Origin of the sequence: Kangiella shandongensis (genome assembly GCF_020005365.1) — a bacterium.
Lineage (GTDB): Bacteria > Pseudomonadota > Gammaproteobacteria > Enterobacterales > Kangiellaceae > Kangiella > Kangiella shandongensis.
Map to the genome: position 1 here is coordinate 66787 of NZ_JACNML010000011.1, position 22515 is coordinate 89301.

19 protein-coding genes are annotated in these 22515 nt (G+C 46.7%); 8 read left to right on the forward strand and 11 right to left on the reverse strand.

Annotated features, from left to right (window positions below; genetic code table 11):
* Positions 1 to 147: 147 nt before the first annotated feature.
* The 7 genes from H7708_RS12020 to H7708_RS12050 form a co-directional block, all read right to left on the reverse strand.
* Positions 148 to 663, reverse strand: a complete 516-nt coding sequence (locus H7708_RS12020) for a hypothetical protein (RefSeq protein WP_223671094.1) — start codon at positions 661 to 663, stop codon at positions 148 to 150.
* Between the two features lie 76 nt (positions 664 to 739).
* The gene (gene hemW / locus H7708_RS12025; protein WP_223671096.1) at positions 740 to 1954 is read right to left on the reverse strand and encodes a radical SAM family heme chaperone HemW; all 1215 of its coding nucleotides are present in this window, start codon (positions 1952 to 1954) and stop codon (positions 740 to 742) included.
* Between the two features lie 2 nt (positions 1955 to 1956).
* Entirely contained in the window at positions 1957 to 2556 is a 600-nt protein-coding gene (gene rdgB / locus H7708_RS12030) for an RdgB/HAM1 family non-canonical purine NTP pyrophosphatase (RefSeq protein ID WP_223671104.1), read from the reverse strand.
* A 113-nt stretch (positions 2557 to 2669) separates the two neighbouring features.
* Positions 2670 to 3119 (reverse strand): DUF4426 domain-containing protein, encoded by a 450-nt coding sequence (locus tag H7708_RS12035; RefSeq protein WP_223671106.1) that lies wholly within the window; start codon positions 3117 to 3119, stop codon positions 2670 to 2672.
* Positions 3120 to 3210: 91 nt separating this feature from the next.
* Entirely contained in the window at positions 3211 to 3798 is a 588-nt protein-coding gene (locus tag H7708_RS12040; protein WP_223671108.1) for a YggT family protein, read from the reverse strand.
* Between the two features lie 41 nt (positions 3799 to 3839).
* Positions 3840 to 4688: a pyrroline-5-carboxylate reductase gene (proC, locus tag H7708_RS12045; protein WP_223671110.1), complete on the reverse strand. Its 849-nt coding sequence runs from the start codon at positions 4686 to 4688 to the stop codon at positions 3840 to 3842.
* A gap of 129 nt (positions 4689 to 4817) precedes the next feature.
* A complete protein-coding gene (locus H7708_RS12050; protein ID WP_223671112.1) occupies positions 4818 to 5501 on the reverse strand; it encodes a YggS family pyridoxal phosphate-dependent enzyme in 684 nt (227 codons plus the stop codon).
* Positions 5502 to 5536: 35 nt separating this feature from the next.
* On the opposite strand from H7708_RS12050, the gene H7708_RS12055 reads away from it, so the two are divergent.
* Both H7708_RS12055 and H7708_RS12060 read left to right on the forward strand, forming a co-directional pair.
* Positions 5537 to 6571, forward strand: coding sequence for a type IV pilus twitching motility protein PilT (locus H7708_RS12055; protein ID WP_223671114.1), 1035 nt, complete (start codon positions 5537 to 5539; stop codon positions 6569 to 6571).
* Positions 6572 to 6581: 10 nt separating this feature from the next.
* Positions 6582 to 7721, forward strand: coding sequence for a PilT/PilU family type 4a pilus ATPase (locus tag H7708_RS12060; RefSeq protein ID WP_223671115.1), 1140 nt, complete (start codon positions 6582 to 6584; stop codon positions 7719 to 7721).
* Between the two features lie 56 nt (positions 7722 to 7777).
* Here the strand turns inward: H7708_RS12060 and ruvX are convergent, their stop codons facing one another.
* From ruvX to gshB, 4 genes are read right to left on the reverse strand one after another with little or no spacing between them, the layout of a single operon-like run.
* Positions 7778 to 8212, reverse strand: coding sequence for a Holliday junction resolvase RuvX (ruvX, locus tag H7708_RS12065; protein WP_223671116.1), 435 nt, complete (start codon positions 8210 to 8212; stop codon positions 7778 to 7780).
* Entirely contained in the window at positions 8205 to 8768 is a 564-nt protein-coding gene (locus H7708_RS12070; RefSeq protein WP_223671117.1) for a YqgE/AlgH family protein, read from the reverse strand. The genes ruvX and H7708_RS12070 overlap by 8 nt, the downstream gene beginning before the upstream one ends.
* A 38-nt stretch (positions 8769 to 8806) precedes the next feature.
* Positions 8807 to 9715, reverse strand: a complete 909-nt coding sequence (locus H7708_RS12075; RefSeq protein ID WP_223671118.1) for an energy transducer TonB — start codon at positions 9713 to 9715, stop codon at positions 8807 to 8809.
* Positions 9716 to 9757: 42 nt separating this feature from the next.
* Positions 9758 to 10717 carry a glutathione synthase gene (gene gshB, locus H7708_RS12080; protein WP_223671119.1) on the reverse strand — a complete coding sequence of 320 codons (960 nt, stop codon included), beginning with the start codon at positions 10715 to 10717 and terminating at the stop codon, positions 9758 to 9760.
* Between the two features lie 242 nt (positions 10718 to 10959).
* Between gshB and H7708_RS12085 the strand changes: the two genes are divergently transcribed.
* From H7708_RS12085 to H7708_RS12110, 6 genes are read left to right on the forward strand one after another with little or no spacing between them, the layout of a single operon-like run.
* Positions 10960 to 11361 carry a response regulator gene (locus tag H7708_RS12085; protein ID WP_223671120.1) on the forward strand — a complete coding sequence of 134 codons (402 nt, stop codon included), beginning with the start codon at positions 10960 to 10962 and terminating at the stop codon, positions 11359 to 11361.
* 38 nt (positions 11362 to 11399) lie between these two features.
* Positions 11400 to 11765 (forward strand): response regulator transcription factor, encoded by a 366-nt coding sequence (locus H7708_RS12090; RefSeq protein ID WP_068993785.1) that lies wholly within the window; start codon positions 11400 to 11402, stop codon positions 11763 to 11765.
* Between the two features lie 6 nt (positions 11766 to 11771).
* Positions 11772 to 12320: a chemotaxis protein CheW gene (locus tag H7708_RS12095; protein WP_223671121.1), complete on the forward strand. Its 549-nt coding sequence runs from the start codon at positions 11772 to 11774 to the stop codon at positions 12318 to 12320.
* Between the two features lie 47 nt (positions 12321 to 12367).
* A complete protein-coding gene (locus H7708_RS12100) occupies positions 12368 to 14746 on the forward strand; it encodes a methyl-accepting chemotaxis protein (RefSeq protein ID WP_223671122.1) in 2379 nt (792 codons plus the stop codon).
* A gap of 11 nt (positions 14747 to 14757) precedes the next feature.
* A complete protein-coding gene (locus tag H7708_RS12105; protein WP_223671123.1) occupies positions 14758 to 15633 on the forward strand; it encodes a CheR family methyltransferase in 876 nt (291 codons plus the stop codon).
* Positions 15634 to 15653: 20 nt separating this feature from the next.
* A complete protein-coding gene (locus tag H7708_RS12110; protein ID WP_223671124.1) occupies positions 15654 to 22511 on the forward strand; it encodes an Hpt domain-containing protein in 6858 nt (2285 codons plus the stop codon).
* Positions 22512 to 22515: the final 4 nt, after the last annotated feature.

Consider the following 22515-nt stretch of genomic DNA (forward strand, 5'->3'; position numbering starts at 1 on the left):
TTTCCTGTTAATTCATTAAAACGTGGTGTCTGTCCGTTAAAAACATCATGCCATATTAACGGCAGAAACCTGTATAAAGGGTTAACAGAAATTAAAGAATAGTTAAAAAAGTAGAAGGAGGGTTTCCCCACCTTCTATAAGATTTGGTTAGAGATTCTTGCTTAGCCAGATGGCGGTGTCGCTACCAAGGGTGTTAACGGTTCGTTGAAGGACATCACAGGAGCCTTTGAAACCACCAAAAACGCCGCCCATGGAATTACGCGTGGCGGTGAAGTCTTTTACTTTTTCCCCATTTTTAAGCAAATCTGCAGTGATGAGAACTTGTTTCTTGTGCCCACTCCAGGCATTGCCTGCGCTCATCGCATTTCTAATCTTCAGAACTAAGACGTAACCTTTATTGATGTTCGTGATATCTTCTGTGCGCACAATATCAATATTGTGATGCGTCGAATATCTCTTAACGAAGCTTGATAGCTGGCTGCCAAGGCTCGAGCACTCTGCTTTGATGTTGCTGGCGATGACCATGGGGTCGTAGTATGGAACTGACTGAGGGAGGTAGACCTTAACAGCGTTCTCCAATGGCTTCATTTCCGGTTGATTGGAATTTCTGCCACCACATGCGCTAACAAGAATAAGTAATGATAATATCAGTAGTTTTTTCATAAAGGATTCCTTTTTTATTATTTATAAGGCAAGCCGTTTTATACAACAGTGGTGGGGCAATTACAAATAATGTGAACTAGATAGACTTTATATCAATTTGATGGTTGTCCACTACCGGGCTGGATATAAAACGTTGCAGCAGTTCATTCAAGAATAGAGCGCCTTTCTCTGTCGGCTTTAGACGCTGTTTTGAATCGTCGAGCAGATTATCATTAACCGCTTGCTGGATGAGCGGTTGGATAGCGCTTAAAGCAATCCCCGTTCTTTGGCTAAAGTATTGGCTGGGTACGCCGTCGAGCAGACGCAGTGCGTTGAGCATAAACTCAAAGGGAAGCTCGTGGGTGGGAATAACACTCTGCTGGGCTACTGACTGCCAGTCTGCCTGAAGATAATCTTTAGGGTGGCGCTTTTTAGTGGTGCGATGGATTTCGCCTAAATCAAGTCGCGTAATTTTGCCGTGGGCGCCGGCACCGATCCCGAGATAGTCACCAAACTGCCAGTAATTGAGGTTGTGCTTGGCGCGTAGGTATGGCGCTTTGGCGTAAGCCGAGGTTTCATATTGTTCATAGCCATGCTCGGCGAGTAGGGCCTGTCCCGCTTCCTGGATGTCCCACAGGGTTTCGTCATGCGGTAACTGAGGAGGCTGTTGATAAAACAGGGTGTTCGGCTCCAGTGTTAGCTGGTACCAGGAAATATGGTGAGGCTGTAGCTGAATTGCTGTTTGCAGATCGTTCATGGCCTGCTCTAGGGTCTGTCCAGGCAAACCGTGCATCAAATCCAGATTAAAAGAATCAAAGCCCGCTTCATGAGCAAACTTGGCTGCTGCGATCGCCTGTTCGGGATCATGAATACGTCCCAGCTTTTCTAGATGCTTAATGTTAAAACTTTGCACGCCGATCGATAGTCGGTTAATGCCGGCCTGTCTGAAGCCTCGGAATCTTTCCGCCTCAAAAGTTCCCGGATTAGCTTCCATGGTAATTTCGATATCACCTTCGAAAGGTAAAAGGGCTCGAATGCCGCTGAGCAGGCGATCATAGGATTCCGCTCTGAATAGGCTGGGAGTGCCACCGCCGATAAAAATACTGTGCAGACGACGCCCCCACACTTTTGGTAGCTCCTGCTCTAAATCAAACAGTAAGCGATCGACGTATTCCTTCTCGGGGAGATCAAATTCGGTTTGCTGATCTGAACTGACATTTTTGACTGCGTGAGAATTAAAATCACAATAGGGGCACTTACGCACGCACCAGGGTACATGGATATAAAGGGATAGCGGCGGATTGGTGAGCATGACTAGCTAAACTTGGCCTGCAACGACTGCATCAGCTGATTAAGGGCCTTACCGCGATGGCTGATAGCTGCTTTTTGCTCGGGCGTCAGTTGGGCTGCCGAGCAATGATGCTCTTCGCACCAGAACAGCGGATCGTACCCGAAGCCACCATCACCCATTTCTTCAGTCATAATTCTGCCTTCCCAAGTCCCCTGACAGATTAAAGGTGTCGGATCTTTGGCATGCTGCATAAAGACCAGCACACACTGGTAGCGGGCCGTTCGTTCTTCCGCAGCAACGCCGGATAATTTCTCCAGTAACAGGTCGTTATTGCCTTGATCGTTACCGTGCTCGCCGCAAAAGCGCGCCGAATAAATACCCGGTTGGCCGTCGAGGTAGTCGACCTCGATACCTGAGTCATCGGCAATAGCCGGTAGACCGGTTACTTCGGCAGCATGGCGTGCTTTAATGATAGCATTTTCGACAAAGGTGGTGCCGGTTTCCGGCACGTCGCTGACATTCAGATCGGTCTGCGGGATCACCTGATATTGGAATTGGGCTAATAATTGTGTTAATTCAGCAACCTTCTTGCGGTTACCAGAAGCGAGAACGATTTTCTTCATTGGGGGAGTAGTTTAAGGTCGATCAGATAAGCCATTATAACGGAAACAGCCACTAATTCGATAATAGTTCATGCGAAAGGATATCGAACGTGGTGGCTGTGATTGTAGCGTAACTAGTCGGCATAGAATTTTTGATCGAACTGGATGCTGATCGGTTGTTCACGCCCAGGAATGTTGATGGTGAATTCTAAATCCATACTTTCTTCATTGCGGAACTGAAAGTCGGCCATATAGTAGACCGCGTTATCTTCGATGATTTCCTTAAAAGCCAGTTCGCTAAACTGCGACAGATTGTTGGTCGCTTTGCCGCGGATAGCAACTTTCAGGTTCTTATCCGGCCCATCTTCTACCACTTTATGTACAGAAACGTTGAGTAATCCTGTGTAAGCGCTACGAGGCAGCTTATAAGCTACCGCCGTTTCGGGCTGAATAAATGAACTGTTAAAGGCATTGTAGTGGATAATATAGTCATCGACCCGCTTTTCACCGGCATTACTGCTTGTGCCAGTAATCAATAAGGCAGCCCCGATGATGCCCGTTATTAGTGGTTTCATGCTTTTCATGACGTTCTCCTATTCCCTTCGCCTGGTTATAAGGCCTTACTAATAAGATAGCAAAAAGCGGCAATTGTTTCAGCGATATTCTTTGGAACAACTAGCCAGTGATTAACTTCACACCCAGACTGTATAAAGCATCCTGCAGGAACCAGAGACCAAACAGTACGATCATCGGTGAAAGGTCGATACTACCGGCAATCGGCGGAATGATTTTTTGGACTGGCTTCAGGATTGGGCGCGTTACCTGATACAGAAACGCCACCCCCGGGTGGTAGCGGCCACCGCTCATAAAGCTGGCAATCATTAAGCCGAGGAATAGCAATAGCATCATATTGGTAAAAATCATGATAAGCCCGCCCATGGCTGGTGCGATTTTCATCATCAGCCCGATAATAATGCCAAGCGCTAAGGCCTCTCCGGGAAGTGTGATAAATACTGTCGAGATAATCACGAACTTAATGATAATAATTGTGATTGCAACGGCAAAACTGGCCGTACTGAAGCGCCCCATGTCGGGTAGAAGACGACGTAACGGATTAACCACAGGCGCGGTAAATTTATGCACAAACTGGGAAATTGGATTATGGAAGTCCGCTTGCCCCAGTTGCAGCATAAGGCGGATCAAGAACATCATCGCCAGCAGGTTGGAAATGTGCTCCAGCAAAAGAAAAGTTACATTATTCATGTGTGGTTAACCGTTTCGTCATTTAATAAAGTGAAGCCAGCCTATTGATTGGCAATTTCAGCTAATTCCTTGCCACGTTTAACGGAAGCTTGCAGTGCCTTCTTTACGATTTCCGGTAGATCGTTATCGTTTAAGGTGTCCAGAGCTGCTGCCGTGGTACCACCCGGTGAGGTGACGTTGCGGCGTAACTGTCCAATTTCCATATCACCGTTTTGTTGAACCATCGCTGCTGCGCCAAGGGCTGTTTGGGCTGCCAGCTCTCTTGCCGTTTCTTCCGGCAGGCCTAATTCCATACCGCCTTGAACCACTGACTCCATATATAGGAAATAGTGTGCTGGACCGCTACCAGAAACGGCGGTAACCACATCCATCAAGTTTTCATCATCGACCCAGATGCTTTTGCCTACGGCCTCGAAAATGGCGCTGGTCGCTTCTTTTTGTTTCTGGCTGACCTTATCGTTAGCAAATAATCCTGTAGCGCCGTAGCCAATCAGGCTTGGCGTATTTGGCATGCTGCGAACCACTGGCGTATCGTCGCCCAATAAGTTGGTAAGAGTCTCGCAAGTCACGCCGGCGGCAACGGAGATCGCACATTTGGTGCTAAGATCCATATCTTTGAAGTCGTCACACGCTAATGACATTTTCTGTGGCTTAACCGCCAGCAGGAGATAGTCAACATGGTTCGCCACTTCGGCGTTATCGTGTGTGATATTTAAGGTTGGATATTTTGCTTTTAACGCATCCAGCTTACCTGCACTCGGGTTACTGACATAGATGCATTCAGCTGGAAGTCCTGACTGGATCAGTCCCCCCAGAATGCTCGCAGCCATATTGCCAGCGCCAATAAAACCTACTTTTGCGTTTTTTAGTAATTCAATTGAATCAGTCATAAATGCCTGTTTTGATTGTCGTCACTTGCATCTGGCAAGCGAGGTGAATGTGAATCTTTTACTTAGCTCTCTAATGATGAGGGTAAAAGTTATAAATTCAATGCCTTAATGTTCAGTCGCCGTGCCGAATCAGTCGCGTTGACCAAAAATAGCGGTACCGATACGTATCATGTTGCTGCCAGCGGCTATAGCGGCCTCGTAATCGCCCGACATGCCCATGGATAGCGTGTCAACCTGTGGGTATCTGGTGGCTAATTGACGGTAAAGTTCGGCAATTGTCTCAAACTGTGACAGCTGTTTGTTGTACTCCGTCTGTTTCGGCGGTAAGGCCATGATGCCGCGTAAAGTCAAGTTCTCAGCGTTTTCAATCTGCTCTGCTAATTCAAAACAGGTATCAGCATCGACGCCTGCTTTTTGCTCTTCACCAAATAAGTTGACCTGAATACAGACGTTAAGCGGTGACCTGCCCTGACGAGCCTGATTTAACTTATTGATAACTTTAACCCGATCGACACTTTGCACCCAGTCGAAGTGCTCTGCAATATCCTTACATTTGCGGCTCTGGATAGCGCCCAGCATATGCCACTGAAGGTCACTTTTATCCAGTTTGTGGATCTTTTCGACGCCTTCCTGCACGAAGTTTTCGCCGAAATCACGCTGACCATTTAGGTAAGCTTCTTCAATTTTTTCAATGGGTTGGCGCTTACTAACAGCGACCAGGCGCACATTATCCTTAAAATTCAGGTGTTTCTCGCGGCTTTTTGCGATTTCTTGTTGCAGAAGTTCTAGTTGAGAGGCTATGCTAGTTGTCATTAGTAAGAATAAATATCAATATTGGGGTCTAACCTATGGATATTACAGAACTTTTAGCGTTCAGTGTAAAGAATAACGCATCGGATTTACACATTTCCGCTGGGATGCCACCACTTATTCGTGTGGACGGCGAAATTCGCCGAATTAACGTTCCACCGCTAGAAGACAAAGAAGTCCACTCGCTGATTTACGACATTATGAACGATAAGCAGCGAAAAGACTACGAAGAGTTTCTTGAAGCGGATTTTTCTTTTGAGCTACAGGATCTGGCACGTTTCCGTGTTAATGCATTTGTACAAAACCGAGGGCGCGCGGCAGTATTTCGTACCATTCCTTCTCGCGTCTTAACCTTGGACGATCTGAAAGCTCCTAAAGTGTTCCAGGACATTTCAATGCAGCCGCGTGGTCTGGTTCTGGTGACAGGTCCTACGGGCTCTGGTAAATCGACAACCTTGGCTGGTATGGTCGATTATGTTAACGACAACAAGCACGATCACATCCTGACCATTGAGGATCCGATCGAGTTCGTACACGAGAGTAAAAAGTGTCTGGTTAACCAGCGTGAGGTACACCGTGATACTCATAGTTTCTCCAACGCACTGCGTTCTGCACTTCGTGAAGACCCGGATATTATTCTGGTGGGTGAGATGCGTGACCTTGAGACGATTCGTCTGGCACTAACGGCGGCGGAAACGGGTCACCTGGTATTTGGTACCCTGCATACGACCTCCGCAGCGAAAACCATTGACCGTGTGATCGACGTTTTCCCTGAAGGTGAAAAAGACATGGTACGTTCGATGTTATCAGAGTCGCTGCAGGCGGTTATCGCGCAAACGCTGTTGAAGCGTAATGGTGGTGGTCGTGTGGCAGCGCATGAGATCCTGATTGGAACGCCGGCGATTCGTAACCTGATCCGTGAAGCGAAAGTTGCACAAATGTACTCAGCGATGCAAACTGGTATGTCACTAGGTATGCAAACTCTCGATCACAGCTTGAAGCAGCTGGTCAGTAAAGGAGTGGTTTCGCGTACGGATGCACGATTGAAAGCAGTTAATAAAGAAGAGTTTTAGAGGTTAGCGTATGGACATTACGCCACTATTAAAAGCACTGATGGAAAATAAAGGTTCTGACTTATTCCTGACAGTCCATCGGCCCCCATGTATTAAAATGCACGGTAAAATTCATCCCGTCACTAAGAGTATGTTAACGCCCGCCCAGGTGGAAGAGTTAATACACTCGTCAATGTCGGACAAGCAAAAGAAAGAGTTCGAAGAAAAGAAAGAATGCCAGTACGCGATCAGTGTTGAAAATGTGGGTCGTTTCCGTGCCAGTGCCTTCTATCAGCGTAACCAGCCAGGTTTGGTCGTGCGTCGTATCGAAACCAAGATCCCGACCACAGATGACCTTAAGATCCCAAGTATTTTGAACGATCTGGCGATGAAAAAACGTGGTATTATCATTTTCGTTGGTGCAACCGGTACCGGTAAGTCAACTTCCTTGGCAGCGATGATCGGTTATCGAAACCGAAATTCGCAAGGTCACATTATCAGTATCGAGGATCCGATCGAATATGTGCACCGTCATGATAAATGTATTATCACGCAGCGTGAAGTCGGGATCGACACCGAATCTTTCGAGGTCGCTTTGAAAAATACGCTGCGTCAGGCCCCCGACGTTATTCTGATCGGTGAGGTTCGTTCGCAGGAAACTATGTCGCAGGCGATTACATTCGCCGAAACCGGCCACCTGTGTTTATGTACGTTGCACGCCAACAACGCCAACCAGGCACTGGATCGTATCTTGCACTTCTTCCCGAAGGAAGAACATACCCGGGTTCTGATGGATTTATCCATGAACTTGCGAGCGATTGTGGCACAGCAGTTAGTACCAACTATCGACGGTAAAGGGCGTCGTGCCGCGATTGAAATTATGATCAACTCACCGCTGATTTCCGATCATATCCGTAAAGGTGAGGTGCACCTGCTCAAGGAACTGATGGCACGCTCGACCGAACTGGGGATGCAGACCTTCGATCAGGCCCTGTTTGAGTTGTACGTTAATGGCGAAATTAGCTACGACGATGCGCTATTGCATGCTGACTCGGCGAATGACCTGAGACTTAAGATTAAACTGCATGAAAAAGATGCTGACTCGTTGACCGATAGCACTGAGGGTTTAGAGGTTGAAATGGACGACGATAGACCGAGTAATATGTTTTAAGGTTTAGAGGTTGAGTTATTAAAGCCCGGCATTTGCTGGGCTTTTTTGATTACATCTCAATCTGTTGAGGATTCAAAATAGCTCTTAAGGATTAATTCGGCAGCATATGCATCGAAATCAGAATCCTTTATTTTCTTATAGCCGCCGAGTTCGAACAGGTACTCGCGGACTTCGGCGGTACTGAGTCGCTCATCATGTGTGAAAGAGGGGAGGCCAAAGCGTCCATGGAGGCGCTTGGCGAATTTCTTGGCCATCTGTGTCACTGGCTGTTCGGTGCCATCCATATTCAACGGCAGGCCGACGACAAAAGCTTCGACCTGCCACTCCTTGATAAGCGCTTCGACCTGTTGCCAGTCAGGTTGGTTGTTTTCTGCTTTGAGAACGCACAGGGCCTGGGTTGTGCCCAAGGTTTTCTGTCCTGTGGCAACGCCGATACGTTTTTCACCAAAGTCAAAGCCGAGAAAGCGTAATGGCTGCTTGATATCAGGCATGACCGCTCTGCTCGGAAAGTTGTGTCCAGTCGATGCCTAACAGCTGAGTTGCTTTTTGCCAGCGTTGCTGTGGCTTAGTGTGAAAAATAATGTCTTTATTGGCTGGTACTATGAGCCAGGAGTTTTCCTGAATTTCATGTTCCAGCTGGCCTTTGTCCCAGCCAGAGTAGCCTAGAGCAATCAGCGTTTCGTCCGGGCCTTGCTGGTTGGCAATGGCCGCTAAAATGTCTTCCGATGTGGACAGTGCAATGTCGTCGCTAATGGTCATCGATGAATCCCAGTTACCGAGAGGACTGTGGAGAATAAAGCCTCGCTCTTTATCAACCGGTCCGCCTGCCAGAAGTGCATTGTCGAGGACTTCCTGGTTTGTGCTGGAGATTTTAAGGTGATCAAACAATTCGTGATAGGTAGCTTCCAGGGGTTGGTTCAACATAATACCAAGCGCACCTTCTTCTGTATGTTCGCAGATATAGGTAACGCTGCGTGAGAAGAAGGTATCCTGTAATGTGGGCATAGCAATCAATAAATGATTGGCTAATGAATTCATCGGTTTCATATTTGAATTATATCAGCTGTCCGAGGTTGTTGTAATGACTAGCGGGACTTTTCGAACTTCCAGCTACGGACAATTTCGAGAATATCGGTAGTTTCTCGAATGGATTGGGGTAATGGCTCAAAGGGGGCTGCGAGGCGCACGATCTGCAGCGCTGCCTGATCCAGCATTTCCTGACCCGAAGACTCTAAGATTTTCACTTCAACCAGCTGTCCACCCTTATCAATGGAAACCATCAGCTTGAGGTTGCCATAAATACCGAGACGGCTGGCTTGTTCGGGGTAGTGCAGGTTACCGACTTCTTCGACTTTGCGACGCCAGGATTCAAGATAAGCAGCGTCCGTTGGTGATTGTTTTACCGCAGCCGAAATCTGTCGCTTGCGCAAGCCCCGTGTTTGTAGCTGATCTTTTGCATCCTGTTCGAGATTGCGCTTTTTCAGCTGCTGTGGATCCGGGCTGATAATGGTCTGTGTTTCCTGCTCTGTTTTTGACTCATTAGGGTCAGTACTGATCTGCGCGATGCGATCGGCGTCACGGCTGGTGATAAGCTCCTGCTCCTGCCGGTTTTGGTTGGGTTTGGGTAACACTTCCATCGATGGTGTGGTAGTTTCACCTTCGGTGTTTTTAAAGTGTTCCAATTTGGTGGTTGGGCGATTGGCTTCTGCGGCATTTCCTGCCCCTTGCTGGTTTTTCTGACCGATGAAGTCAGCCTTTTCTGGCGCCTTCAAACTTTCACGGTGAGCAAGCGTGACGTCCAGTGATAATGGAATCTGGCTTGGTTCCGTATCGGGCAGCGTGAAGCGGATCCCGAGTAAAACAATCAGGTGCAGACAGACCGCCATAAAAATGGTGAACTTTAAGCGATCTCTGGCTTTGACCTGAGATCGTGTTAGTTTGGACTTATCGTTAGGTCCTGAATTAGGCTGACTGGGTATCGCTTGGCTACTCATTATTAAAATTATACTACAAGTTTTGTTGCTGGTTTGGTTGTTTTAAATGTTACCTAGCTGCTGCTCTAGGGCAGAAAATAATTTTCCAGCAATGTTAATATGATACTCGTTTTCCAATTCTCGCATACAAGTTGGACTGGTAACGTTAATTTCCGTCACATAGTGGCCAATTACATCTAAACCGACGAACAGTAATCCGCGTTTAAGCAGTTCAGGAGCAATGGCTTCTGCAATTTGTTTTTCATCCTCAGTGATTAGCATGGGCACGCCACTGCCGCCAGCAGCCAGGTTGCCGCGGGTCTCTCCCTGTTGTGGGATCCGTGCCAGTGTGTAAGGAATTACTTCACCGTTAACCACCAGAATACGTTTATCCCCAGCGGTGATCTCGGGAATAAACTGTTGCGCCATGGCCAGATTTTTGCCGTGATCGGTCAAGGTTTCGATGATGACTGATAAATTGGGATCACCTTGCCTGGCGCGGAAGATAGAAGCTCCTCCCATACCATCGAGCGGCTTGAGGATAATATCCTGATATTGCTGGGCAAAAGCTTTGAGCCTCGATGCATTGGCACTGACCAGGGTCTTCGGTGTGTACTCAGGGAACCAGGCGGTAAACAACTTTTCATTACAGTCACGCAAGCTGGCTGGGTCATTAACCACTAAAGCACCTTGCTGCTGCGCTAATTCCAGCAGGTAGGTACTGTAAATATAGTTCATATCGAACGGCGGATCCTTACGCATCAGGATTGCCGAGAATTGGCCACAGTCAGTTAAAAGCTGCTTTGTATCAAGGAACTGGAACCAGTCATCAGGGTTATCTTCGACCGATACTCGCTGGTGGGCTGCATGCACTTTGCCTTCTTCCAGAAACAAATCCTGAGGTTGGCAGTAATGCAGTTCCCAGCCTCGTTGCTGAGCTTCTAACATCAGACCAAAAGTAGTGTCTTTCTGGGTTTTGATGGACTCAATAGGATCCATCACAATAAGCACGGAATGTGACATAGTCGATTAGATATTGTCGTTTGTTAATAAAGTACCATGTTATTGTAATAAGCTAAATACATAATATTGGTAAGAAAAAGCTTGCAAGCAAAACTCAAGCCCTTTAGTCTGGAATTGTGATCTACTTTGCGACTTTAGGACTTTTGTGGTAAAAGGTATCTTTAAACTTAAAAAACAGTTGAAGAAAAGTCGCTAACTTATTATTAAATAGTGGATTTTCACTATTCATAGGTAACCAGTAGATGAGTGATTTATTTAAAGGATTAAAAGTGATGGTGGTGGATGATAGTAAAACCATTCGACGCACCGCCGAAACACTTTTAAAGAAGCAGGGTTGTGATGTTGTTACGGGGGTCGACGGCTATGACGCGCTCTCCAAAATTGCAGACTACAAACCTGATATCATATTTATTGATATAATGATGCCAAGGTTAGACGGGTACCAAACCTGCGCCCTGGTTAAAAGTAATGCAGCTTTCAAGAAAACTCCTATAATAATGTTATCCAGCAAAGATGGAGTTTTTGATAAGGCGAAAGGCCGGGTCGTAGGCTCGGATAATTATTTAACAAAACCTTTCAGCCGAGATGAACTATTAAATGCTATTTCCACGCAATTAGATGGTAAAACCGCAACAGCTGTCTAAATCCAGCGTGATGTTTAATTATTAGAGAGGTAGAAAAAATGGCGCGTGTACTGATAGTCGATGATTCTCCAGCAGAAGCACATAGCCTAACCAAGATGTTAGAAAAAAATGGTCATCAAGTGATTACAGCTCCGGATGGTGAGTCAGGTATCGCTTCTGCCAAGGCGAACACACCAGACTTGATCTTGATGGACGTTGTGATGCCGGGTTTAAACGGCTTCCAGGCTACTCGCCAGCTGAAGAAAGATTCGAGCACTTCAGCCATACCGATTATTATTGTATCCACCAAGTCGCAAGCTACAGACCGTGTTTGGGGAATGCGACAAGGTGCCAACGATTACATTACAAAACCTGTAGATGAATCGGCGCTCGTCGAATCAATTAACAACGTACTAGGATCATAATGAGCTATGCCTGAAACACACACGAGCAGTGTTGTCCAGCTTCTCGACGACATTCGTCAACGCGGACAGGAACACAAGGACTCATTGCCTCAGCGTGATGTTCGAGGCGAAGCTTATTGGAGCGGGATTGGCTTCAGTCTAAGCGGTGTTAATTACATCGTTCCGATTGATGAGGTCGTGGAGTTGATACCGGTCCCGCATACAACGAAAGTGCCTGGAACTAAAAGCTGGCACAAAGGGGTAGCAAATCTTCGGGGGGTTTTATTATCGCTGGTTGATTTGCAGGAATATCTCGGGCGTTCAAGCTCGCGTAGCATTTTAAAGCAAAGGGTTTTGGTTATTGACCAAGAAGGATCCTACCTGGGCTTGGTAGTCGATGAGATTCGTGGCCTGCATCATTTTGATGAGGATGAACAGGTTGAGTCAGAATTGACTGCCGATGCTGTACTTGCGCCCTATATTATTGGGGCATTTGAACGTGATGGGGAATTGTGGCGAATTTTTGGGATTAAGGAGCTGTTTGAAAGCCCTGAATTCCACCAAGTTGCCATTTAGTTTATTTTTACAACAAATATGAAGTCTAAAAGTCTCGGGAGCAACCTATGAGTGAGACCACTAATAACAGGAAAAAAGCAGGCCGTTCAGGAATCGGTATCTATGCGTTTCTATTGGTCGTAATTTTGATTGCGCTGGCGTTTAACGCTGGTTATGGCTTCTTACAAAGTCAGGACCAAAGTAAACGTATTGAGCTGGCGTCGGATATGAAGGTATTGTCGCAACAGATTGCAACGAACGCCTCGGAATCAGCCCAGGGTACACAAAGTGCTTTTGGTGATTTGGAAACCGCTTCAAGGCAGTTTGCAGGCAATTTACGGGGCCTGATTGATGGTGAAACCGTCAGTAACTTGCCTCCAGCACCAGCGGATATCCGAAATAATGAATTAAAAACGCTCGAGGATAATTGGAATAAAGTTGAGCCGCAGACCAAGGTTATTCTCTCGAACCAAGAAGTGGTTAAACGCATGTTTACGGCAGCGGATGAGCTGGCCGTATTAATTCCCGAGATGCAGTCCAAGTACGATAGCGTGATCGATATCCTGTTAGATAACCGAGCCAATGCCGAAGAGCTGCACCAGGCGACACGACAAAAGTGGTTGGCCGAGCGTATCTCATCAGGCATGCAGAAAGTGTTGCGAGGTGGTGGCGAAGCTAAAATTGCAGCTCAGGACTTCGGGCAGGATGTGGATACTTTTGGTGTTTATTTGGAAGGCCAGTTAAACGGTGATGAGCTGCTAGAGATTCGTCGCGTTAACAACCCGGAAGCTCGTGCTGCTCTTGAGTCCATCGTTGATGACTTCCAGACCGTACAGGAAAAAGTAGATTACATCGTATTCAGCTCAAATAAATTATTTAGTGTGCAGGGTGCATCGGACAATGTTTACGCCAATGCACAAACATTGCTAACGAGCACCAGTGCGGTAGAAGAGGCATTTGCTGGCGTATCTACCAGCTTCACTGACTTAGGCAGCCAGTATATCTCGGCTGCTCTGTTTATTTTAATTATCCTCATCCTGATTGCGATGTACCTGTCGCAGCGTAAAGCTGAGAAGCAACGTCTGCAAGATTCTGAAATCTCGGCAGAGCGTGAAAAAGAAGAAAACGCGCAGAACCAGGAAGCGATTATTCGACTGCTGGATGAGATTGACAGTCTGGCAGATGGTGACTTGACGGTTAAAGCAACGGTAACCGAGGACTTCACGGGTGCGATTGCTGACTCCTTTAACTTAACCATTGACCAACTGCGTGGTGTAGTTGGCGCCATTAACGAGGCGGTAGATCAGGTATCGAAATCGGCCGAAGAAACCCAGCAAACATCGACTGCGTTGGCCGAGGCATCTCGTCAACAGGCACAAGAGATTACTGGGGCTTCAGCGGCGATTAACGAAATGGCGGTTTCTATTGAGCAGGTATCGGCTAACGCTTCTGAGTCCTCTCAGGTTGCGGAGAAGTCGGTGGAAATTGCAAAGAAAGGTGGTGCGGTTGTACGTAATACCATTCGAGGCATGGACACGATTCGTGAACAGATTCAGGAAACATCGAAACGGATTAAGCGTCTGGGTGAATCGTCACAGGAGATTGGTAACATCGTATCCCTGATTAACGATATTGCTGACCAAACGAACATTCTGGCATTGAACGCGGCGATTCAGGCATCGGCAGCGGGTGAAGCCGGTCGTGGTTTCGCGGTCGTAGCGGATGAGGTTCAGCGACTGGCGGAACGTTCCGGTAACGCAACGAAGCAGATTGAAGCACTGGTTAAAACGATTCAGACGGATACTAACGAAGCGGTAATCTCGATGGAGGATACCACTTCTGAAGTTGTTCGTGGTGCTCGCCTGGCGCAAGACGCGGGTGTTGCACTGGAAGAGATTGAGTCGGTATCGACCAACCTCGCGGACTTGATTCAGTCGATTTCGAATGCTGCACGCCAGCAGGCAGCATCGGCAGGTCACGTATCGAATACGATGACCGTTATTCAGGAAATTACGACTCAGACATCGGAAGGTACACAAGAAACGGCCAAGTCGATTGGTCAGTTAACCGTCTTGTCGGATGAGCTGCGTCGTTCTGTAGCTGGCTTCAAGTTGGACTCAACCAATGAGGACATCTTTAGCGGTGATAGTTCAGACTTCGGTGAGTTTGATGCGATTGTGGATGATTCGGACAGCACTGAGACTGAGTATTCAGAAGTTGATGAATCTTTAGCCGAGTCGGATGACGATACAACGCTTGAAGAATTTCTAGAACAAACTGATGATTCAGAGAGTGAATTAGACTCATTGGACACACCCGGTTCGGATGATGAAGAGCTAAAAGATTTCAATGATGAAGAAGATTTCTTAAAAGAAATTGACGAAACATTAGAAGACCTAGACGAGGACGATGTCACCAAGGAAAGTGAAAAAACTCGCTCTGAATAAGGTATAAGCTCTTGAGGCATAATTCTCTTACTCACGTCCCTGACATGAAGTCTGGCAGCTTTAAGCGCTGGCAGGCTTTGATCAGGCAGTATTCAGGGATCTGGATTCCGACAAACCGAGCTCTATTCTTAAAGACGAGTTTGCTACGCAGAATAAGAGCCTTGGACTTGTCGGATTATGAGGAGTACTACCAAAAATTACAGGACAAAAACTGGGCGTCATTGGAATGGTTTCAGCTGATTGATACGCTAACCGTCCATGAAACCAGTTTTTTCAGGCATAAAGAGTCTTTCGACCTGGTTCAACATGTTTGCCAACAAAAAATAATACAATCGGCTAATGCGAATAGCGATTGCAATATTCAGATTTGGAGTGTTGGTTGTTCGACAGGAGAAGAGCCGTATAGCCTGGCCATTGCTTTGGAAGAGTTAGCCCTTAGCAGTTTAAACGAAAAAGGTTTACGTTTTTTCTATGGCATTACGGGGATCGATATTAGTTATCCAGCGTTAACTGCGGCAAGAAAAGCCATATATGATGAACGCAAGATACATATGATTGCGCCGGAAATACGTGAACGATACTTTAACCGGCATGATTCGAACCTTTGGCGAATAAAAGAAAAGATCCGTAATCGTGTATTGTTTTTGCAGAGTAACTTAAGTCAGTTAGCAAAGGCACCGAAGCGCAATTATGACGTGATTTATTGCCAAAATGTATTGATCTATTTTCGACCAGAAGATCGTGTAGAGATATTAAACGAGTTGGTCGACAGGTTGATACCGGGTGGTGTGCTAATACTGGGAGTCGGTGAAATTATCAACTGGCAACACCCTGAGTTGGTTCGAATTGATGAAAAGAATTGTTTGGCATTTCAGCGACAATTATAGCTACAAAAAACGGTGTAGGCATGAAAGAAAATCAAACAAAAGTAGCTTTTAACTGGGTAAAAGAAGAAGTCGAAACGACTTTGGAACAGGCGCAACAAGCGATCAGTGCATACGCTGACGATGAGTCTGATAAAACCCAAATCCACTTCTGTGCAAATTGCATGCACCAGATTAGTGGAACCATGCAAATTCTCGAATTTTCCGGAGCTTCGCTACTGGCTCAGGAAATGGAAAAACTTGCTGAAGCTATAGGTGACGGTGGCGTTGAGTCAAACGAAGTTGCTTATGAAGAGTTTTTATCAGCCGCATTAAAGTTACGTAGCTACCTCGCGCGTTACAGCGAGGGCAAAGCTGATCTACCAGTTTTATTATTACCAACTATTAATTCGATCCGGGTTTGCCGTAAAGTTGAACCGTTAGGTGCGGGCGATTTAATTAATATTGATGTTGAGGGTGTCACGGCTCCAGCAGCACCTGAAGAAACTCAGTTACAAGGCGATATCGTTGCTGAAGTTAAAAAATTGCGTATGAAATTCCAACAGTCTTTGTTGGGTGTCATGCGTGAAATTGAGCCAGAAAAAAATCTTAAGCAGATGGAAGCCATCACGCAAAGTTTGTGGGGGCTTGGCGAAAGGGTTCCCTACACAACGCTATGGTGGGTGGCAACGGTATTTTTAAGCCATGCGGAATCGTTGCTCAATGAGCAGAAAGATTCGATAAAAGGTTTATTTAGTCAACTGGATCGTCGTTTAAGAGAGCTGATAGAACAGAATGTGAACTCGGAAGGAGAGCAAAAAATATTAGCTAACCTCCTGTTCTATATCGCTCAGATGGATAAAGAAGATCGTGCGATCAAGGATATCCAGGATAAGTTCAAGTTGAATCAATTGCTTGAATCGATTGGTGATCTAGAAGCGGAAAGTGAGCAGCTAGAAGGGCCTGGGACCGAAAGTTTACGTATCGCTCTTGGCGTTATTAGTCAGGATTTGGCTGATATTAAAGAATCGCTGGATCTGTATATACGCACTAAGTCTCAGGATGATGAGCCGCTGGAAGAAATGTTGCCAGTGATGCAGAAAATTTCAGATACGCTTTCCATGTTAGGATTAGCGGAGTCTCGAGATATTGTCGAGCAGAAGATGAAGGCAGTATCTGAGCTCATCGATGGAACCCAGCCAGATCGGCAGCAAGGCCTGGTATCAATAGCTGAAACCGTGCTTAAGCTCGAAGATTATATACAAATGGCGATGTCGATGGACAGCAACCAATTGGTTCGAGAAACAAAAGGTGCAGACGTAGCCGATTCGATACAGGTGGTGAATGCACGTTACCAGCTGGTGCAAGAAAGTCGCGGTAACTTGTATAAGGTTAAAGACGCTATTACGGATTATCTGGATGAAAGTCATAACATCCAGCGTTTACAGAAAGTCCCCGAATTACTGTCAGAAGTCGAAGGTGCTTTGAACTTTGCTCAATTGGATAATTTGCTTGATGTGGTTGAAAAAACAAACCGCTTCATCAGCAAATATTTGATCAGCGAGAAGGTTGTTTTAAGTGAAAGTGAGGTGGCGACTCTAGCCGATGCCTTAAGTTCGGTGGATTATTATCTTGAGGGCTTAATGTCGTCCGGGTTGCATGGTCTACCAATCGTGTTGCAGCGGGCGGTCGACAGTATCCACGAACTAGAATCTCATTACGGCAGTCTGAAAAAAGAGTCATTACCGGTACTGGAAGATTCTTTGGATATGCCGGATATGGAAATGGTTGGCCAGAAGGAACCGGAAGAAGAGCTCATTCATGACGATTACGATAGCGTTGACGAAGAGAAAGAAACGGTTACTGAAGCTGTGGATGAGATGGCTGATGACGATGATGATCTTATCGATGACGAAGTGCGTGAGATCTTTATTGAAGAAGCCGATGAAGTGCTTGAAGAAATGCACAGCTTGCTGCCTGCCTGGAAACAAGATCAAACCAACACAGATGCCTTAACCACCATTCGTCGAAACTTCCATACCCTGAAGGGTAGTGGCCGCATGGTTGGTGCTACTGACGTTGGTGAGCTCAGCTGGGCTATCGAGAATATGTTGAATCGTTTGATTGATAACAGCATCGATTTCAGCCCGGCCCTGATGGAAACGGTCGAGTCAGCCGCAGAAGTCTTGCCGCAGATGGTTAAAGAATTTGCTGCTGGGAAAGGTACTGAGTTCCCGGACGCTATTGCTGAAAAGGCGGATAAGATAAGCAAAGGTGAGCTGGCGGATTATGATACTGCCACGGACGATAAAGCTGCTCCTGAGGTTGAGCCAGCTGCTGGTGAAGTGGAAACACCGGCAAAAGAAGAAGAGATTAGTCCTGAGCAAGAATTGTTTGAAGTCTTCAAGCAAGAGGCTGATGACCACATTGCTAATCTGGAAGCATTCAGCAATCAGGCTGATCAAGGTATTACGCAAAGTCATATCAGCGATAATTTATTACGTTCACTGCATACCTTAAAAGGTGTCGCACATATTGCCGATTTGAAAACATTGGCTAACGTTATCGGCCCCGTAGAAAGTTACTTCCAGGAATTAAATGCTCGAGGCTTAATGGCAGAGTCAGAAGATATGTCGCTGGTAGCGCATACCAAAGACTTGCTGAAATACATTATTGATACGCCAGACGATGAAGATGTGATAGCGGCGCACGAAAAAGCGCTGGTCGAGCAGCTGGAAAAGGCTAAAGAACTGCACGACAAAGGTGATGGGCAGGGCCGTGATCCTGAGTTATTGGAAGACGTATTCAATATTGCTGCCGATGTGCTTGCGGATATTGACGCGACAAACTTACAGGAAACGCCAAAGGAGAAACGTGCCGAAGCCGTTTCTCATATGATGGCATCTGCAGACCGGTTATCGTCAATTTTGGCGGAGCTGGATGTCGAAGAAATAAAGTCGGTAGTGGACAGCTTAAATGGCGCCTTACAACGTAATCTGGCCGCCAAGGACATTGATACCTCATTAGGGGTCTTATTGACAGAGTCTTATACTCAATTGGAGAACCAGTTTGATTGTCTGGCAGCAAACTTGTCAATTCCAAGTGCTAAAGATTTGATTCAGGCCTTAGATACCTGGACACCTGAGGTCAGTGATGCTGAGGAAGAGTTTGATTTCCTCGATCTGGAGCTAGAAGACTTAGCATCTGCGGATTCGGAAGAAACTTCTGACGAGATTATGGAAACTGCAGACGAAGTTGCGGAAACTGCTGAAGCCGCCAGCGAAGAACAGGCGTCAGATGAAACAGAAGATGAGTTTGATTTATTGGACGACTCTCTGTTTACAGAAGATACTTCGGAAGAGACTGAAGCGGCAGATTCGCAAGAAGCGGTGGACTCTCCTGAAGATGACATCAGCGAACTGGGAAAAGAATTAGGTGGCCTCGAGTTAGTTGACTGGTCCAGTGACAGTGACGACGGTGACGAAACAAAAGCTGACAAATCGCAGAGTAGCGATAGTGAACTGGAATGGGATCTGGATCTTGAGGGGCTATTCGATGGCGAGACTGTTAGTGCTCAGCCAACCGAACAACCACAAGAGGAGACGCTTTCTGAAGAGGCGCTGGTCGAGGAAGATGTTTCAGAAGAACTCGACGCTGAAATCGCTGCCTTTAACGATGAGCTGGAAGTGGAAGACCTTGCTGGCATTGATTTGTCCGATGATAGTGACGTTGCAGAAAGTGACAGTGATGGTGCGGATGACAGGGAGCGGCTCGATGAGGCTCAGGAAGTATCAGATAATGGCGCTGTCGATGATGCCGCTTCATTTGATACTGAAATCGATACAACGGAAGAACCTGAAGTTGAAGAACTCGAGGAGCCAGAAACAGAGCTAGTTGAAGAAGCGCCGGTAGCAGAAGAACCAGCGCAAGAAGAGACAGCCGAGAAAGAGGTTATCGAAGAAGAGCCAGCTGAGGAAGAAACAGTCGCAGCGAAAGAAGAGCCCGTAGCTGCTGACACTGTCAGTCTGGATCTAGAAATGGACGACGAGCTGCTGGAAATTTTTACTGAAGAAGCCGAAGAACTGTTCGATAGCGATGCCCAGCTACTGGCGCAGTGGAGCACCCAACCTTCGGATCTGTCGCCTATTGGTGAGTTGCAGCGAAACTTGCATACCTTAAAAGGTAGTGCCCGTATGGCAGGCTTTACTCCGATCGGCGATCTGGCACACTGCCTTGAAGATTTATATACAGCGATCATCGAAAAGCGTATTAAGCCATCATCTGAAGCTATTCAACTGGCGACTAAGGCAGAAGATAAGCTGATTGCGATTTTCGGCGCTAGAATGACCCCGGAAAAAATCCCATCGCCACAGGCCATGTTGGAAGAAATTCAGTCATTCATCGAAATAGAAAAGTCGGGTGGCAAAGCAAGCGTCAAGCCAGCTGAACCGTCAGAAGAGGCCGTAACCGAAGAAAGCAGCAAGGCACCAACTGAACATGTTGAGCCAGAAGAAACAGCTGAGGCAGTAGAGAAGGTTGAGCCAGAACCTGAAGCGACAACCGAGGCTAGCGAAGAAAAAGATGATATCTGGGAGCAGGAACTGGTCGATCTGTTCTTGGGTGAAGCGCCAGAGTTGTTGAACAGTTATTCGTCGGCCGTGTCGGAATGGTCGAACGATTTCTCTAAAATTGAGCCTCTGGATGAGGCGATAAGAAGCCTGCATACCTTGAAGGGTGGCGCCAAGTTGGCTTTGATTAAGCCGATTGCTAACCTGGCAGACTCGTTGGAAGAAACCATCAAATTATTGACTCGAGATGCGCGTGCGGGTCAGCAGCGCTGGGTCGAGTTGTTGAATGCAGGACTTGAGCAACTCAACGGCATGGTTGACACGGTTAAATCAGGCAAAATGCCGGTTGTTGCACATGAGTTTGAACGTCGTTTAGCCAATGATAATGACTCTATTCTCGCGCAGCTTGATCAATTGGATAAACGCGATCTGGCTGAATCGGATGAACAGGCCGAGGTTAAGATTGTATCGCTGACTGAGCGTCAGAAAGAAAAAGAGCAAGCAGCCAAAGATGCGGCTAACCGAGATGTTATCCGGGTCCGCTCAGAAGTTCTGGATAACTTAGTGAATCTGTCGGGTGAGAGCTCCATCTTCCGCTCACGCCTGGAGCAGCAAATTGCTGACTTAAACTTTAACCTGGGTGAAATGGCATCGACGGTTGATCGTCTACGGGATCAGTTACGTAATCTGGAGATCGAAACCGAAGCACAGGTTTTATATCGCCGAGAGGTTTCTGGTGAATTTGACGACTTTGATCCATTGGAGATGGACCGATATACCCGTCAACAGGAGTTGACTCGAAGCCTGCTCGAGGCTGCGAGTGACTTATTGTCGATTCAGGAAACTTTGGATACCAAGGTCGGTGATGCAGAAGCGACGCTTCTTGCCCAGGGTCGAGTTAATACTGAACTTCAGGATCGCTTAATCCGCACACGAATGGTTCCATTTAATAGTATTGAAAGCCGTTTACGTCGCATGGTCCGACAAATCTGTAGCGAACTGAATAAAGACGTTGACTTGATATTAACTTCTGAAGGTGAAATGGACCGTACTGTTATCGAGCGTATGGTTGCTCCTTTAGATCATATGCTACGAAACGCGATTGACCATGGTATTGAAAGTAAGGAAGAGCGTAAGCGTTCCGGTAAGCCAGTTAAAGGTCAGATCCAGTTAAGCCTAACACGTCGTGGTAACGAGGTTTATATTGAGATTGCAGATGATGGTGCTGGTATCCGCAAAGATAAAGTTAAAGCCCGTGCCGTAGCGCAAGGTATGATCGATGAATCATACCGGCCATCGGATCGGGAACTTTTCCGTTTAATTTTACAGCCAGGTTTTTCAACGGCCGATAAAGTAACTCAGATTTCTGGTCGTGGTGTCGGTATGGACGTGGTTCATAGCGAGATCCTACAGCTCGGTGGTTCGCTGAATGTCAATTCAGAAGACGGAAAAGGTACGACGATGACAGTACGTCTACCGTTCACCTTATCGTCTAACCAGGCACTGATGGTTAAAGTTAAGGGCGAGCCTTATGCGATCCCATTGTCGAATATTACGACGGTAGCACGGGTAAAGGCCGATGAGTTGCTGGAAATCTACCAGAGTAAGAAGGATACATTTGAACATCTGGGTGAGGAGTTTGAGCTTCGTTATCTGGGTCAAATTCTGGAACGTAACTCTGAAATTGTACCGCCAGCTGATGACTATGTGCCGGTGCTGATTATTCACGGCGAAGGTAAACCTATTGCAGTACATGTTGATGAGTTACTTGGCTCGCGCGAGATTATTGTGAAGAACGTTGGTCGTCAGATTTCGACGGTGCCGGGAATTTCAGGTGCTTCGATTACTGGTGACGGTACCGTGGTGCTGATTCTTGATATGCAAACTCTGGTTGACCGTTTCCACGAGTGGGATTTCGCTCATGAAGCTGGATTGGTCGAAGAGATTTCGCAAGAAGATCGCATACCGACAGTTATGGTGGTGGATGACTCAATTACGGTACGTAAGGTAACGGCACGCTTACTGCAGCGTCATCAGTATCAGGTTATGACGGCAAAAGATGGTGTCGATGCGATTACTCAGCTGCACGACGATGTGCCGGATGTGATGTTGTTGGATATCGAGATGCCTCGTATGGACGGTTTCGAATTGGCAACGATTATTCGCCATGATGAACGTCTGAAGCATATTCCAATCATTATGATTACATCACGCACTGGAGAAAAACACCGTGAGCGTGCTGAAGAGATCGGGGTTAATCAGTATCTTGGTAAACCATATAACGAAGACAAGTTATTGGCTACCATTAAAGATATGCTGGACCTTGAGGACTAGGTAA

Bases quoted from the DNA above. Each gene is read 5' to 3' on its own strand.
- H7708_RS12020 (WP_223671094.1), bottom strand. From the start codon at position 663: ATGAAAAAACTACTGATATTATCATTACTTATTCTTGTTAGCGCATGT.
- hemW (WP_223671096.1), bottom strand. From the start codon at position 1,954: ATGCTCACCAATCCGCCGCTATCCCTTTATATCCATGTACCCTGGTGC.
- rdgB (WP_223671104.1), bottom strand. From the start codon at position 2,556: ATGAAGAAAATCGTTCTCGCTTCTGGTAACCGCAAGAAGGTTGCTGAA.
- H7708_RS12035 (WP_223671106.1), bottom strand. From the start codon at position 3,119: ATGAAAAGCATGAAACCACTAATAACGGGCATCATCGGGGCTGCCTTA.
- H7708_RS12040 (WP_223671108.1), bottom strand. From the start codon at position 3,798: ATGAATAATGTAACTTTTCTTTTGCTGGAGCACATTTCCAACCTGCTG.
- proC (WP_223671110.1), bottom strand. From the start codon at position 4,688: ATGACTGATTCAATTGAATTACTAAAAAACGCAAAAGTAGGTTTTATT.
- H7708_RS12050 (WP_223671112.1), bottom strand. From the start codon at position 5,501: ATGACAACTAGCATAGCCTCTCAACTAGAACTTCTGCAACAAGAAATC.
- H7708_RS12055 (WP_223671114.1), top strand. From the start codon at position 5,537: ATGGATATTACAGAACTTTTAGCGTTCAGTGTAAAGAATAACGCATCG.
- H7708_RS12060 (WP_223671115.1), top strand. From the start codon at position 6,582: ATGGACATTACGCCACTATTAAAAGCACTGATGGAAAATAAAGGTTCT.
- ruvX (WP_223671116.1), bottom strand. From the start codon at position 8,212: ATGCCTGATATCAAGCAGCCATTACGCTTTCTCGGCTTTGACTTTGGT.
- H7708_RS12070 (WP_223671117.1), bottom strand. From the start codon at position 8,768: ATGAAACCGATGAATTCATTAGCCAATCATTTATTGATTGCTATGCCC.
- H7708_RS12075 (WP_223671118.1), bottom strand. From the start codon at position 9,715: ATGAGTAGCCAAGCGATACCCAGTCAGCCTAATTCAGGACCTAACGAT.
- gshB (WP_223671119.1), bottom strand. From the start codon at position 10,717: ATGTCACATTCCGTGCTTATTGTGATGGATCCTATTGAGTCCATCAAA.
- H7708_RS12085 (WP_223671120.1), top strand. From the start codon at position 10,960: ATGAGTGATTTATTTAAAGGATTAAAAGTGATGGTGGTGGATGATAGT.
- H7708_RS12090 (WP_068993785.1), top strand. From the start codon at position 11,400: ATGGCGCGTGTACTGATAGTCGATGATTCTCCAGCAGAAGCACATAGC.
- H7708_RS12095 (WP_223671121.1), top strand. From the start codon at position 11,772: ATGCCTGAAACACACACGAGCAGTGTTGTCCAGCTTCTCGACGACATT.
- H7708_RS12100 (WP_223671122.1), top strand. From the start codon at position 12,368: ATGAGTGAGACCACTAATAACAGGAAAAAAGCAGGCCGTTCAGGAATC.
- H7708_RS12110 (WP_223671124.1), top strand. From the start codon at position 15,654: ATGAAAGAAAATCAAACAAAAGTAGCTTTTAACTGGGTAAAAGAAGAA.